This is a genomic window from Nocardia sp. NPDC050378 (assembly GCF_040655675.1).
Classification (GTDB): Bacteria; Actinomycetota; Actinomycetes; order Mycobacteriales; family Mycobacteriaceae; genus Nocardia; species Nocardia coubleae.
The window spans coordinates 163856-177376 of record NZ_JBFAKI010000010.1; the positions used below are offsets into that span (position 1 = coordinate 163856).

The window sequence follows — 13521 nt, forward strand, 5'->3', positions numbered from 1 at the left end:
TGTTACTTGGTCTTGGTGTCGACGAACGGCGGCTTGACCACCTCGCAGCGCAACCTGCGCCCGCGCACGTCGACCTCCACCTCGTCGCCGGGCGCGAGCTTCGCGTCGGTGTCGAGCAGGGCGAGCGCGATGCCGACCTTCAGCGAGGGCGAGAACGTGCCCGAGGTGGTCTCGCCGACCGGTTCGCCGTCGCGCAGGACGGTCTGGCCCTGGCGCAGCACACCTCGGTCGAGCGCTTTGAGGCCGAGCAGGGTGCGCCGCGGTCCGTCGGCCTTCTCCTTGGTCAGCGCGTCCTTGCCCCAGAACTGCGGCTTCTGCCAGCCGACGGCCCACCCGGTGCGGGCCTGGTTGGGGGTGATGTCGAGGGAGAGTTCGTGGCCGTGCAGGGGGTAGCCCATCTCGGTACGCAGGGTGTCGCGGGCGCCGAGTCCGGCGGGCTGACCGCCCGCGGCGCGGACCTGTTCGACCAGCGCGCGGAACACCGGCTCGGCGTCGTCCCATGTCGGCAGCAGCTCGTAGCCGTGTTCACCGGTGTAGCCGGTGCGGCACACGCGCACGGGCCGACCGTCCCATTCGGCGTCGGCGTAGGCCATGTACTCCATGTCGGTGGGCAGGCCGAGCGCGGCGAGCACCTCGGTGGACTTGGGTCCCTGCACCGCGAACACCGCGTACTCACGGTGTTCGTCGGTCACGGTGACGCCCTCGGGTGCGGTCTTGCGCAGCTCGGCGACGACCGCGGCCGTGTTCGCCGCGTTCGGAACGAGGAATACCTCGTCGTCGCCGACGTAGTAGGCGATCAGGTCGTCGATCACGCCGCCGTCCTGCGCGCAACACAGTGTGTACTGAGCCTTGCCGGGACGGATGCGGCCGAGGTCGTTGGTCAGCGCCGAGTTCACGAATCGCGCGGCGCCGGGTCCCGCCACCGTCGCCTTGCCCAGGTGGCTCACGTCGAACAGGCCGACGGTCGTCCGCACCGCGGTGTGCTCGCCGACGGTGCCCGCGTACTGCACCGGCATCTCCCAGCCGCCGAACGGGGCGAAGGTTGCCCCCAGTTCGACATGAACGGCATGGATGGGGCCTTCGAGCAGGACGTTGTCGGTCATGCCAGCGAGCTTATCCGGCGGTCCCGACATCGCGGCGTGCCCCTGCATTTGGGGGCTCTCACCAGGCATCTCGGCACGCCGGAGCGTGCGAGGATCACGCCATGAATCTCCGTAGACCCGTCTCCGTCCTGATGCTCGCCGGCGCGTCGGTGCTGCTGACCCAGCCGGTCGCGCACGCCGAGACCGGCAGCAGCCAGATCAATGTGGGCTGCATCCTGCAGTCGCTGTCCGGAGAGAGCCCGACCGCCGACTGCAGCCCGATCCCGATCCCCTGACCGGGAACCGTCGTGACCCGGCTTCGAGGGGTGCACGGGTCGCGACGGTCGCGAGCGAAAGATGAAGACGGGCAACGGCGGTAGTGTTCTCGGTGTGAGTGATCTGCCCCGCGCCCGGTTCGGTCATGTCGCCCGGATGGACGAGACCATGAGCCGGGCTGTGTCCCGCATTCCCGAAACCGCCATCGATCGCGGCATGCTGCGCCTGACCCGCTCGGCGAACACGGGCGGGCTGTGGTTGGCGACGGCGGCGGTGCTGGCGGCCAAACCCGGTCCGCCGCGCCGGGCCGCGCTGCGCGGTGTGATCGCCCTGGCGGGCACGAGCATCGCGGTGAATCTGGTCCTCAAGACGCTGATCCCCCGGCGCAGGCCACCGGCCGAGCTGATGCCACACGGGCGCAGGCTCGTCGACGCGCCGGTGTCGTCGTCGTTCCCGTCCGGGCACAGCGCCAATGCCGCCGCGTTCGCCACGGCCGTCGCGCTGGAGAGCCCGCGCACCGCGCTCGCCGTGGCTCCCGTCGCCGCCGCCGTCGCCTACTCGCGCATCCACACCGGCGCGCACTGGCCCTCCGATGTGCTGGTCGGCGCGAGCGTCGGCACCGCCGTCGCGCTCACCACCCGTCGCTGGTGGCCGATCCGCGAATCCGACGAGGCCGAGGCACACGCCGTGCAGGACGCGCCGATCCTGGCCGACGGCAAAGGCCTTGCGCTGCTGATCAATCCGCGCTCCGGTGACTCCACCTACGATCCGACCCCCGATATCGCCGAGGCCCTGCCCGCCGCGAAACTGCTGCACACCGTGCCCGGTCGCGACGCCGCCGAGGTACTGCAGGAGGCGATCGACCCGTCGGTGCTCGCGGTCGGCGCCGCCGGTGGCGACGGCACCATCGCCGCGGCCGCCGCCGTCGCGATCCGCAACGACCTGCCGCTGGTCGTCGTCCCCGCGGGCACCCTCAACCACTTCGCGCGCGACCTCGGTGTCTACGACCTGCGCGAGGTGGCCGACGCCACCGGTGCGGGCGAGGCCGTCGAAGTCGACATCGCCGGGGTCGAATTCGACACCCCCGAGGGACCGCACACCCATCACCTCATCAACACCGCCAGCGTCGGCGCCTACCCCGAACTGGTCCGGTTGCGGGAGAAGTGGGAGGACCGCTGGGGCAAGTGGCCCGCGTTCGCCGCGGCCCTCGTCGTCACCCTGCGCCGGGCCGAACCGATCCACATCCGCATCGACGACCGCTGGCACGACATGTGGTTCCTGTTCATCGGCAACGGCCCCTATCACCCGCACGGCGCGGTGCCCGCGTTCCGGTCCCGCCTCGACGAGGGTCTGCTCGATGTGCGCTGGCTCCGTGCCGACGTGCGGTTCTCCCGGACCCGCGCGGTGATCGCGTTGATGCTGGCCGCGATCGGGCACAGCCGGGTGTACGGCGAACGCCAGACCCACGAACTCACCATCACCTCGAAGTCGCCGATCGCGGTGGCCGCCGACGGTGAGGTGGTCGGCACGGCGAGCACCCTGCGGTTCTCGGTGGCGGGCCGGGTGACGGTGTACCGCCGCGACGAGGAGAACCCGCGCTGGGAGAACCGGGCCCGCCCGCATCACCGTCGCCCGCTGGCCTGGATCACCGATCGGCGCCGCTGAGCCGGGTTTCTCACGAACCCGTCTCACCTCGATCACCATCGCCCACAACAACCTTGCGCTGCCGCGCCGGGCTGTGCACATGATGGATCATGAGCTTTCCGGACGGTGGACGTCCGATCACCGCGTTCGAAGCGGACCGCCGCTGGGACCCCTGGACTCCGAGCGTGGTCGCCGCCCGTCTCGCCGACTGCACGGCGCCGTGGGCGGTGGCAGGCGGGTGGGCGCTCGACCTGTTCGCCGGGACCATCTCCCGGGCTCACGCCGACATCGAAATCGCAGTTCCCCGAGCGGCTTTCCCGACGATCGCGGCGGCGTTTCCCGAGTACGAGTGGGATGTCGTCGGTGACGGCACGCTGTGGTCGTTCGCGGCCGCCGCCGAGAACGCCGACCTGCACCAGACCTGGTTGCGTGATCCGTTCACCGGCGCCTACCACCTGGACGTGTTCCGCGAACCGCACGACGGCGACACCTGGATCTGCCGACGCGACCCCACCATCACGCTCCCCTACCGCGACCTGATCCGCACCACCCCCACCGGTATCCCCTATCTGATCCCCGAAGCGGTCCTGCTGTTCAAGGCGAAAGCCGACCGCCCCAAGGATTCCGCCGATTTCCACCACGTCCTGCCCCTGCTCACCCCGGAACGTTCGACCCGGCTGCACAACTGGCTGACCCGGGTCCACCCCGGCCACCGCTGGCTGGTCGAACTACCAGCCCCTTCGGCTACCCAGTGACGCACCACTCCTGCCGGTAGTCGGCCCAATCCTGGGGCGTAGCAGCGAAATCCACATACAACGCCACTCCGAAGTTCGCGCGACCCACATCGGTGCGCGTCTGTCCTGATCGGATCCCACGCACAGCCGCCGCCACGGTCTCCGCCGCCCCGTGATGGCCGGGATCGTCGGCCCAGAACGCCGGCGCGCCCATCAGCAGATCGACCTGCGCGGGCGTCACCTCCAGCGCCAGTTCCGTCTGCTGCGCGACGTAGCCGCTGTAGAGCGCGCGCGTCGGCATCGCGGTGTCGTAGGACATCACCGCCACCTGATCGACCCGCCGCGCCACCTCCGCGAAATAGGCCTGGCTCCACCACTTCCCGTGATCGGCCACCGCGATCCCCACCGCGTGCAACCCTGGAAGCGGATCGATCACCGGCGCCGACACCGACAAGACCACCCCGGCCGCCGCGGTCATCACGCGGGTCTGCTCGAGCAGGGCCAGGTACCCCGGCGACCCCGATCGGATGGGTTCCAGGTCGTAGTGCACGCCGTCGAACCCGTAGCCGAGCACTCGCCGCGCCGAGGCGACCACCCGTTCCCGCGACGACGCCGATTCCACGTCGAGACCGTCGAATTCGGGCTGCACGATATCGCCGAGCCACGACTGCACCCGGATACCGGGCAACTTCGTGTGCACCGCGTCGACGAACCAGCGCGCCCTGGGTGCCAGGTCGTCGCGCAACGACCCGTCGTGCTCCAGCGGACCCGTGTGGACGTACAGATCACGGATGCCGGTGCCCGCCAGCAACTTCGCGAGCCCGTCGATATCGGCGTCGGTGCGGCGCCCGTCGACCCAGGCGTGGCCGAGCCAGAACGCGTCCTTACCCCGGCTGCGCGCCTGCTCGGATTGCTCGCCGACGTTGTGCACCAGCAGCGCGGTGAGTATGCCCGCGACCGGCACCGATACCACTGCCACCAGCGCGAGCACGACGACGCCGCCACGCATCCACCACGACCACGCCCGCCACTTCCCCCGCATTGTCCCTCCCCCGATCTACGACGTCCCGATACTACCGGCAGGTACCGACAGGGAAATTTCCGGCAAATCGCCCACGCGTGAAACACTGTGCGCCGCTGTACAACTGAACGGAGCACCACATGAAATTCGCCGTCACCCTCGGGTCCGCCGCTGTCGCGGCTTTCGCCTTCGCGATCGCGACCCCGGCCGTGGCCAGCGCCCAGCAGTCCTCGGACTGCCACGGCTCGTACTCCCCCTGCCTACCCATCGTCAGCGACGTCGACTGCGAGGGTGGCAGCGGCAACGGACCCGTCTACACCGGCAAGGTGAAGGTCATCGGCCCCGACGACTACGGCCTCGATCGCGACGGCGACGGATACGGCTGCGAGTAGACAGCACGAGGGGCGTGCGATGACGGATCGTCGCACGCCCCTCGGCGTAGATCAGCGGTTCTCGGGCCTGCCCCAGCCCTCGTCGTCGGGCTTACCGAGATCGGGCCCCGAACCCGGGCCGCCGTGGCCGCCACCCGTCCCGCCGTAACCCTGGTCACCGGAACCCGGCCCGCCGTAACCGGGCTGTTGCCCACCGAAACCGGGCTGACCATAACCGGGCCCACCAGGTTGCTGACCACCGTATCCGGGCCCACCCGGCTGCTGACCACCGAAACCGGGCTGACCGTAACCGGGCCCGCCGGGCTGCTGTCCACCGAAACCGGGCTCACCGTAACCGGGCCCGCCGGGCTGCTGTCCACCGAAACCGGGCTCACCGTAGCCACCCGCACCCGGAGCGCCGTACCCCGGCTGCTCACCGAATCCACCGGCGGGACCGCCGTACGGCGGGTAACCCGGATCGGCGACGCTCTGACCGACCACCGTCCCACCGGTGATCACCCGGTAGGCGTAGGCCGTTGCCAGCACCGACAGCGGAATCGACACCAACAGACCGAGACCACACAGCAACGCGCCGACGATATTGATGCCGAACAGCGCGAGCGCCAGCAACAGCAGCGGCCCCGCATTGGCGGAGATCGCCGAAAAACTCGATTTGATCGCGGTGATCGCGTCCTGATTCCGGTCGAGTACGAAGTAGAGCGTGAACCAGGTGAAGAAGGCGATCACGATGCCGGGCAGGATGCACAGCACGAAGCCGATACCGGTGGCGATACCGACGAGCAGCGAAGCCACGATGACCGCGCCGACATTGGTGAACTTGAAGAATTCACCGAATCCAGGTTTGCGCCCGTCGGTTTCGTCCAGTGCGCCGCGCACCATCGCCGCGGAGATCAGATACCCGACGACGGTGCTCACCACACTGCCGATGAACTGCCAGACACCGAATCCGATGCTGAAGTTGCCGCTGTAATCGGTGTCGGTGGAATTGCCGAGCCCGAAGATGAAGTTGAGCGCCACCTGGATCACGGCGAAGATCAGGACGATACCGATCCAGACGACGACGTTGTTCTTGTATTTCTCCCAGGCGTACCCGAGAGCGGCGCCTACGCTGAGATCAGGTCTCGCCGGAGGATATCCGGGTTGCTGCTGTCCATACGTCATCCGAACCGCATCTCCTCATCGTCTGCGGCGACCGCGGCCGCCGTCATGAGTCATACCGATCCGGCGTCATCGCGCTCACGCCGACATGGCCGATCATGGCATATGTCGGCGTCGCTTATCAGCTCACATTCTCACGTTTGGGCAATTTCCATCCCGGACGCGGAAAATGGCAGGTGTAGCCGTCGGGATAACGCTCCAGATAGTCCTGGTGCTCGGGCTCGGCCTCCCAGAATTCCCCCGCCGGGGTGACCTCGGTGACCACCTTGCCCGGCCACAGCCCGGAGGCGTCCACGTCGGCGATGGTGTCCAGCGCGATGCGCCGCTGCTCGTCGTCGAGATAGAAGATCGCCGATCGGTAGCTCGAGCCGATGTCGTTGCCCTGCCGGTCCTTGGTGGTCGGGTCGTGGATCTGGAAGAGGAATTCGAGCAGCGCGCGGTAATCGGTCCGCTCGGGGTCGTAGACGATCTCGACGGCCTCCGCGTGACCGGGATGGTTGCGGTAGGTCGGGTGCTCGTTCTCGCCGCCGGTGTAACCGACGCGAGTCGACAGAACCCCCGGTTGACGGCGGATCAGGTCCTGCATACCCCAGAAGCAGCCACCGGCCAGAATCGCCTTGCGGGTCTCGCTCACAGATCCTCCTCGATAGAGCTCGTGGTCGCACGTACAGCGCACAACCGTGGGAGTAGAACGCCGGATTCATCCCCGGAATTCCGCTCAGTACAGTCTCGCCCCGAGAGTTCACGCAACACCAACCCCAGTGTTACCCACATTCGAGGAGGAATACGGCGCAATGCCACGGTTCGGGGTTTCACAGTGTTCGGCGATCGCAGTGATCGCGACAGCTCTTCTCACGGGCACGGCGGGCGGTGCCCTCGCCCATCCGGGCGGTCCCGACGACACCGTCGGCCAGACCACGACCAGCTGCGAGCAGGGCGGCGGTGAAACGCTGTACGACGACCGCTACACCCGCGCGGCGGTCGGCCAGATCGACGCCGTGCTGGTCGCCGCGGACACGCGCGCACCGATCGCGGGCGGCAAGGTGGTGTTGATCGGCGTCGACGCCTGTGGCGATTCGATCCACCGCCACCTGTTCACCGGCAATTCCGGCCAGGCCAGTTTCCGCGGCCTACAGCCCGGCCGCTATCAGCTCACCGCCTACACCCGCGACTCCGACGTAGCGCCGATCACCTCCACCGAGGTCGCTCTCGACACCCCGAGCACCAAGACGGTCCGCTTCGTCGCAGGCTGACGGTTCGGGCCGGGCATTCGTCCGGCCCGAAAACCGTTGACCCCCAGCGCGTTCACCCCGTCCGTGATAGACATCACCCGAAGTGGAAAAGGGGTGGTTTCCTCATGGAACCGACGGCCGCACAGCGCGCGACGCTCGCCGCGATCTGCAACACGTTCATACCGGGCGACGAGACCGGACTACCCAGCGCCGCCGACCTCGGCGCGGTGGAGACCATTCTCGCGATCCTCGGCCGTAACCCGCGCGAGGCCGACCGCAAACAGTTCGCCACCCTGCTCGACCTGTGGGACACCCGCGCGTTCGGCGCGCTCACCGGTACCGGATTCCGGCGGTTCTCCACCCTGTCGCAGGCGCAGCGCGAGGCGGCCCTGCTGCGGCTCGCGGATTCCCGGCTCGCCCCGGTCCGCGCGATCTTCCAAGCCCTGAAACAGGCCTCCCTGCTGGCGTACAACGTCACCCCCGGCCCGACCGGCACGAATCCGCTGTGGGAGCGGATCGGCTACCCGGCACCGACCGGGCCCGCACCCGACGCCGCGGCACCGCAGCTGAAGCCGCAGCGGTTCACCCGGCCGACCACGCTCGACTGCGATGTGGTCGTCGTCGGATCCGGCGCCGGTGGTGGCACCGCGGCCGCCGTGCTCGCGCGAGCCGGGCTCGACGTGGTCGTGCTCGAGCGCGGACGCTACTACGACGACAAGGACTTCGGCGACGGCGAACTCGCCGCGCTGACCACCCTCTACGCGGCCGGCCCCGCGACCACGGCGGAGGGCCAGCTCACGCTGGTCGCGGGCAGCTGCCTCGGTGGCGGAACCGTCGTCAACTGGAGTACCTCGCTGCCGGTTCCCGACCGTGTGCGCGCGGAATGGGCCGACCTCGGCGTCCCCCAGTTCGCCGGTGACGAGTTCGGCACAGCGCTCGATGTGGTGAGTGAGCGGATCGGCGTCACCCGCGCGAAATCGCCGATCTCGGCCCGCGACGGAATCCTCGAACGCGGCGCGCGAGCGCTCGGCTGGGACGTCGACACCCTGCCACGCAATGTCGGCGACGCCTGTGACGCGGCGATCGAATGCGGTCGCTGCGGCTACGGCTGCCGCCTCGGCGCCAAGCAGTCGACGACCAAGACCTGGTTGCGCGACGCCGCCGAGCACGGCGCGCGGCTGGTCGTCGACGCCGACGTCCGCACCGTCACGGTGAAAGCCGGTCGGGCGGAATCGGTGTCGGCCCGCACCTCCGACGGCGTCGAGATCACGGTGCGGGCCCGCGCGGTCGTCGTCGCCGCGGGTGCCGTGCAGACGCCCGCGCTGCTGCGCCGATCGGGTCTACGCAACCCGAACATCGGCCGCCACCTGCGTCTGCACCCCGCCGCCGCCGTGTTCGGGGTGTTCGAGGACGAGATCCGGCCCTGGGAGGGCGCGCTGCAGGCGCGGATCAGCAGGCACCACGCCGACCTCGACGGCAACGGCTTCGGCGTCATCTACGAGACCGGCCCGGTGCACCCTGGCCTGGCCACCGGGTTCATGAACTGGCGCGGCGCACGGCAGCATCGCGACGCCATGCTCGAATTCGCCCGCACCAGCTCCATCGGCGTCATCACGCGCGACCGGGACTCGGGGACCGTGACGGTGGACCGCAGCGGTGAACCGGTGGTGAAATACCGGCTCTCCGACTACGACGCCGACCACCTGCACACGGGCATCATCGGTGCGGCGACCATGCTCGAAGCCGCAGGAGCGCAACGCATCTATTCCGGGCATCAAGCGGGCATCTCCTTCACGCCCGGCAAGAAAGGGTCGCTCGCGGAGTTCGAGGCCGCCTGCGAACAGGCCGGATACGGTCCGGGGCGCTGCTCGATGGGCGCGCTGCACATCATGGGCTCGGCTCGGATGGGCGGTTCGGCCGAACTGTCCGCGACGGACCCGGACGGCGCCACCTGGGACGTCGGCAACATCGTCGTCGCCGACGGCTCCTGCTTCCCCACCGCGCCCGGCGTGAACCCGATGGTGACCATCGAGGCGATCGGGTACATGAACGCGACGCGGCTCGCGGCCGAGCTCACCTAGCCGTGCGCCCCCGAGCGCCGACCACATAATCTGAGTCGATGACCGCTGTTGCAGATCGTTCACTCGGACCGGAACTGGCACGCATCGAATCCCTCACCGCGGATACCGATGTGCTGGTGATCGGCTTGACCTCCTCGGAGAACGGACCGGCCATCGCCCCGGCCGACCTGTTCGGCGACGTGCTCACCCCCGAGGTCCGCACGGAGCTCCTCGACGCACTCGGCGCGGTCGGTGCCAAGGGCAAGCCCGAGGAACTCACCCGGGTGCCCGCACCGGCGGCGCTGGACAACGTCACCAGCGTGCTCGCCGTGGGTCTCGGCGCGGCCGAGAAGGTCGACGCCGAGCAGGTCCGCCGCAGCGCCGGCGTCGCGGCCCGCGCGCTGTCGGGCACCGAACTCGTCGCCACCACCCTGTCCGGCATCGATCTCGGTGCCGCCGCCGAGGGCTTCTACCTCGGCGCCTACACCTTCTCCGCGTTCAAGTCGGCCAAGAGCGCGCCCAAGCCCGACGAACAGCCGGTGGTCCGTGTCGAACTGCTGGTTCCGGAACCGGAATTCGGGGTGCTGGAACTGCTGCGCGCCCAGCTGGTCGCCGAAGCCGTCGCCACCGCACGCGATTTCGTGAACACCCCGCCGAGCGCGCTGTACCCCGCCGAGTTCGCCGACCGGGCCCGCGTGCTCGCCGAAGCCGCCGGGCTCGAGGTGGAGGTGCTCGACGAGAACGCGTTGGCGGCAGCCGGTTACGGCGGCATCATCGGCGTCGGCCAGGGTTCCTCCCGCCCGCCGCGGCTGGTGCGCATCACCTACGCCGGCGGGCCCAAGAAGGTCGCGCTGGTCGGCAAGGGCATCACCTTCGACACCGGCGGTATCTCGATCAAGCCCGCCGCGAACATGGAGAACATGACCTCCGACATGGCCGGTGCGGCGGCGGTCATCGCGACCGTGCTGCTCGCCGCGCGCCTCGGTCTTCCGGTCACCGTCACCGCGACCGTGCCGATGGCCGAGAACATGCCGTCGGCCACCGCGCAGCGCCCCGGCGATGTGCTCACCCAATACGGCGGCACCACGGTCGAAGTCATCAACACCGATGCCGAGGGCAGGCTCATCCTCGCCGATGCCATCGTGCGCGCCGTCGAGGACGAACCCGACTACCTGATCGATGTCGCCACTCTGACCGGCGCGCAGATGGTCGCGCTGGGCACCCGCACCCCGGGCGTGATGGGTACCGACGAGTTCCGCGATCGCGTCGCCGAGGTCTCGCGCGCGGTCGGCGAGAACGGCTGGGCCATGCCGCTGCCGAGCGAACTGCGCGCGGATCTGAACTCCAAGGTCGCCGACCTGGCCAATGTCACGCCGCACCGGTGGGGCGGCATGCTCGCGGCGGCGCTGTTCCTCAAGGAATTCGTGCCCGAGGGCGTGCAGTGGGCCCACCTGGACGTGGCCGGTCCGGCTTACAACACCGGCGGACCGTTCGGCTATATCGGCAAGGGCGGCACCGGTGTCCCGGTGCGCACGCTCATCGCGGTGATCGAACAGATCGGCGCGGAGTAGTCACTCATCCAGCTCGGCTTCCCGGGCCCGCCGCTGCTCGATGCGGCGGCGGGCGTCGAAGTCGCGCATCCGCTGGGGATAGCCCGTCTTGGTCACGTCGTACACCGGCACGCGCAAGGTGTCGGCCAGGCGGCGCGCACCGTGCTCGCCGACGATCCGGCGCGTCCATTCACCGTCCGCCGCCACCAGGACCGCTGTGACATCAGTCACAGTCGTCTTGGGCTCGACGAACGCCTCGACTCCGTGCCGCGCCCGCGCCCACTGCGCGAGCGCGCGCACCTCCGAGGCGTTCTCGCGCGCGACTGACCTGCTCCGGCCCCGCACCCCGCGGAAACGATCCAGCAAACCCACCGGCTCAGCCCTTCTGCTTTCCGACGGAATTCTGCTCACCGCCGTACATTCCATGGTGCCAGCTCCGCACGGATTGCCGCCCAGCGCCACAGACGCGGCGGGCGAGTGCAAGGATGGTTGCCGGAACAAGAACCAACGATTCCCGGGAGTCCCGCCACACGGTCGGGGTGGACACACGCCGCGACCCGCGACGTAATGCCCGCCGGGGTCGAAGCACTGTTGTATTACCCGTCGAACAGTCAGAGGAGTCAGAGGACATGGCCTTCTCCGTCCAGATGCCGGCTCTTGGTGAGAGCGTCACCGAGGGAACGGTGACCAGGTGGCTGAAGCAGGAAGGAGACACGGTCGAGGTCGACGAACCGCTGCTCGAAGTCTCCACCGACAAAGTCGACACCGAGATCCCGTCGCCCACCGCCGGTGTGCTGTCGAAGATCGTCGCCCAGGAAGACGATGTCGTCGAGGTCGGCGGTGAGCTCGGCGTGATCAGCGACGCCGGCGAGGCCCCCGCTTCCGCCCCCGCGCCCGCCGAGGAATCCGTGGCCGCGGAACCCGAGCCGGAACCCGAACCCGAGCCCGCCGCGCAGGCACCGGCCCCCAAGCCCGCCGCCGCGCCCGCTCAGGCCGACGCGTCGTCCGGCACCCCCGTGAAGATGCCCGAGCTGGGCGAGTCCGTCACCGAGGGCACCGTCACCCGCTGGCTCAAGGCCGTCGGTGACGAGGTCGCCGTCGACGAGCCGCTGCTCGAGGTCTCCACCGACAAGGTCGACACCGAGATCCCCTCGCCGGTCGCGGGCACGCTGCTCGAGATCTCCGCGCAGGAGGACGACGTCGTCGCCGTCGGTGGTCAGCTCGGTGTGATCGGCAGCGGCAAGCCCGCCGCCGCCCCCGCGCCGGAGCCGAAGCCCGAGCCCGAGCCCGAAGCCGCGCCGGCACCGAAGCCCGAGCCGAAGCAGGAAGCGGCACCGGCCCCGAAGCCTGAGCCTGCCCCCGCGCCGAAGCCCGCGCCCGCCGCCAAGCCCGCGCCCGCGCAGGCCGCGTCGGCAGGTAACGGCAGCACCCCGTACGTGACTCCCCTGGTGCGCAAGCTGGCCGAGGAGAACGGCGTCGACCTGTCGAGCCTCACCGGTTCCGGTGTGGGCGGACGCATCCGCAAGCAGGACGTGCTCGCCGCCGCCGAAGCCAAGAAGGCACCGGAGCCCGCGCCCGCCGCCGCCCCGGCCGCCGCTGCGGCCCCGGCCAAGCAGACGGCCGCTCCGAAGCTGGCCGGTCTCGTCGGTTCCACCCAGAAGGCGAGCCGCATCCGGCAGATCACCGCGACCAAGACGCGCGAATCGCTGCAGACCACCGCGCAGCTGACCCAGGTCCACGAGGCCGACGTCACCAAGATCGCGCATCTGCGGCAGCTCGCGAAGGCCTCGTTCAAGAACCGCGAGGGCGTCAACCTGACGTACCTGCCGTTCTTCGCCAAGGCCGTCGTCGAGGCCCTCGGTGTGCACCCGAACGTGAACGCCTCGTACAACGAGGACACCAAGGAGATCACCTACCACGCGTCGGTGCACCTGGGTATCGCGGTCGACACCGAGCAGGGTCTGCTCTCGCCGGTCATCCACAACGCCAGCGACCTGTCGCTGGCCGGGCTGGCCCGCGCGATCGTCGATATCGCCAACCGCGCCCGCAACGGTGGTCTCAAGCCGGACGAGCTGTCGGGTGGCACCTTCACCATCACCAACATCGGCTCCGAGGGTGCGCTGTTCGACACCCCGATCCTGCTCCCGCCGCAGGCGGGCATGCTCGGTACCGGCGCGATCGTGAAGCGTCCGGTGGTCGTCACCGACGAGACCGGTAACGAGTCCATCGGTGTGCGTTCGATGGTGTACCTGCCGCTCACCTACGACCACCGGCTCATCGACGGCGCCGACGCGGGCCGCTTCCTCACCACCATCAAGCATCGGTTGGAAGAGGCGGCGTTCGAGGCCGATCTCGGGCTGTAGCAGGTCGTT

Annotated in this window: 13 protein-coding genes; 8 read left to right on the forward strand and 5 right to left on the reverse strand. The window is 69.4% G+C overall.

All coding sequences use genetic code 11. The features are described from left to right. Nucleotides 1-2: 2 nt before the first annotated feature. Complete coding sequence (gene gcvT, locus AB0I35_RS22210) at nucleotides 3-1103, reverse strand: glycine cleavage system aminomethyltransferase GcvT (RefSeq protein WP_357398057.1); 1101 nt, start codon at nucleotides 1101-1103, stop codon at nucleotides 3-5. A gap of 101 nt (nucleotides 1104-1204) precedes the next feature. On the opposite strand from gcvT, the gene AB0I35_RS22215 reads away from it, so the two are divergent. From AB0I35_RS22215 to AB0I35_RS22225, 3 genes are all read left to right on the forward strand, one after another. Next, nucleotides 1205-1378 (forward strand): hypothetical protein, encoded by a 174-nt coding sequence (locus AB0I35_RS22215; protein ID WP_357398058.1) that lies wholly within the window; start codon nucleotides 1205-1207, stop codon nucleotides 1376-1378. Between the two features lie 94 nt (nucleotides 1379-1472). Beyond that, nucleotides 1473-3023: a phosphatase PAP2 family protein gene (locus tag AB0I35_RS22220; protein WP_357398059.1), complete on the forward strand. Its 1551-nt coding sequence runs from the start codon at nucleotides 1473-1475 to the stop codon at nucleotides 3021-3023. Nucleotides 3024-3112: 89 nt separating this feature from the next. After that, nucleotides 3113-3757 (forward strand): hypothetical protein, encoded by a 645-nt coding sequence (locus AB0I35_RS22225; RefSeq protein ID WP_357398060.1) that lies wholly within the window; start codon nucleotides 3113-3115, stop codon nucleotides 3755-3757. Here AB0I35_RS22225 and AB0I35_RS22230 read toward each other — a convergent pair. Beyond that, the gene (locus AB0I35_RS22230) at nucleotides 3747-4778 is read right to left on the reverse strand and encodes a hypothetical protein (protein ID WP_357398061.1); all 1032 of its coding nucleotides are present in this window, start codon (nucleotides 4776-4778) and stop codon (nucleotides 3747-3749) included. The two genes, AB0I35_RS22225 and AB0I35_RS22230, sit on opposite strands and share 11 nt — an antisense overlap. 119 nt (nucleotides 4779-4897) lie before the next feature. Here AB0I35_RS22230 and AB0I35_RS22235 point away from each other — a divergent pair, with 119 nt between their 5' ends. Continuing rightward, on the forward strand, nucleotides 4898-5149 hold the full coding sequence (locus AB0I35_RS22235; RefSeq protein ID WP_067643043.1) for a hypothetical protein: 252 nt from the start codon (nucleotides 4898-4900) through the stop codon (nucleotides 5147-5149). 51 nt (nucleotides 5150-5200) lie between these two features. On the opposite strand, the gene AB0I35_RS22240 is transcribed toward AB0I35_RS22235, so the two are convergent. Then, nucleotides 5201-6310 carry a hypothetical protein gene (locus AB0I35_RS22240; protein ID WP_357398062.1) on the reverse strand — a complete coding sequence of 370 codons (1110 nt, stop codon included), beginning with the start codon at nucleotides 6308-6310 and terminating at the stop codon, nucleotides 5201-5203. Nucleotides 6311-6428: 118 nt separating this feature from the next. Further along, a complete protein-coding gene (msrA, locus tag AB0I35_RS22245) occupies nucleotides 6429-6941 on the reverse strand; it encodes a peptide-methionine (S)-S-oxide reductase MsrA (RefSeq protein ID WP_067496036.1) in 513 nt (170 codons plus the stop codon). 199 nt (nucleotides 6942-7140) lie between these two features. Here msrA and AB0I35_RS22250 point away from each other — a divergent pair, with 199 nt between their 5' ends. The 3 genes from AB0I35_RS22250 (at nucleotide 7141) to AB0I35_RS22260 (ending at nucleotide 11170) form a co-directional block, all read left to right on the forward strand. After that, nucleotides 7141-7560, forward strand: coding sequence for a hypothetical protein (locus tag AB0I35_RS22250; RefSeq protein ID WP_357398064.1), 420 nt, complete (start codon nucleotides 7141-7143; stop codon nucleotides 7558-7560). Nucleotides 7561-7664: 104 nt separating this feature from the next. After that, nucleotides 7665-9620: a GMC family oxidoreductase N-terminal domain-containing protein gene (locus AB0I35_RS22255; protein WP_357398065.1), complete on the forward strand. Its 1956-nt coding sequence runs from the start codon at nucleotides 7665-7667 to the stop codon at nucleotides 9618-9620. 38 nt (nucleotides 9621-9658) lie between these two features. After that, complete coding sequence (locus AB0I35_RS22260) at nucleotides 9659-11170, forward strand: leucyl aminopeptidase (protein ID WP_225282204.1); 1512 nt, start codon at nucleotides 9659-9661, stop codon at nucleotides 11168-11170. On the opposite strand, the gene AB0I35_RS22265 is transcribed toward AB0I35_RS22260, so the two are convergent. Continuing rightward, nucleotides 11171-11521, reverse strand: a complete 351-nt coding sequence (locus AB0I35_RS22265; protein ID WP_067496046.1) for an oxidoreductase — start codon at nucleotides 11519-11521, stop codon at nucleotides 11171-11173. A gap of 257 nt (nucleotides 11522-11778) precedes the next feature. Here AB0I35_RS22265 and sucB point away from each other — a divergent pair, with 257 nt between their 5' ends. Further along, complete coding sequence (gene sucB / locus AB0I35_RS22270) at nucleotides 11779-13512, forward strand: 2-oxoglutarate dehydrogenase, E2 component, dihydrolipoamide succinyltransferase (RefSeq protein WP_357398066.1); 1734 nt, start codon at nucleotides 11779-11781, stop codon at nucleotides 13510-13512. The last annotated feature ends 9 nt before the right edge of the window (nucleotides 13513-13521 follow it).

Bases quoted from the DNA above. Each gene is read 5' to 3' on its own strand.
- AB0I35_RS22255 (WP_357398065.1), top strand. From the start codon at position 7,665: ATGGAACCGACGGCCGCACAGCGCGCGACGCTCGCCGCGATCTGCAAC.
- AB0I35_RS22235 (WP_067643043.1), top strand. From the start codon at position 4,898: ATGAAATTCGCCGTCACCCTCGGGTCCGCCGCTGTCGCGGCTTTCGCC.
- AB0I35_RS22240 (WP_357398062.1), bottom strand. From the start codon at position 6,310: ATGACGTATGGACAGCAGCAACCCGGATATCCTCCGGCGAGACCTGAT.
- AB0I35_RS22215 (WP_357398058.1), top strand. From the start codon at position 1,205: ATGAATCTCCGTAGACCCGTCTCCGTCCTGATGCTCGCCGGCGCGTCG.
- AB0I35_RS22230 (WP_357398061.1), bottom strand. From the start codon at position 4,778: ATGCGGGGGAAGTGGCGGGCGTGGTCGTGGTGGATGCGTGGCGGCGTC.
- gcvT (WP_357398057.1), bottom strand. From the start codon at position 1,103: ATGACCGACAACGTCCTGCTCGAAGGCCCCATCCATGCCGTTCATGTC.
- AB0I35_RS22260 (WP_225282204.1), top strand. From the start codon at position 9,659: ATGACCGCTGTTGCAGATCGTTCACTCGGACCGGAACTGGCACGCATC.
- sucB (WP_357398066.1), top strand. From the start codon at position 11,779: ATGGCCTTCTCCGTCCAGATGCCGGCTCTTGGTGAGAGCGTCACCGAG.
- AB0I35_RS22225 (WP_357398060.1), top strand. From the start codon at position 3,113: ATGAGCTTTCCGGACGGTGGACGTCCGATCACCGCGTTCGAAGCGGAC.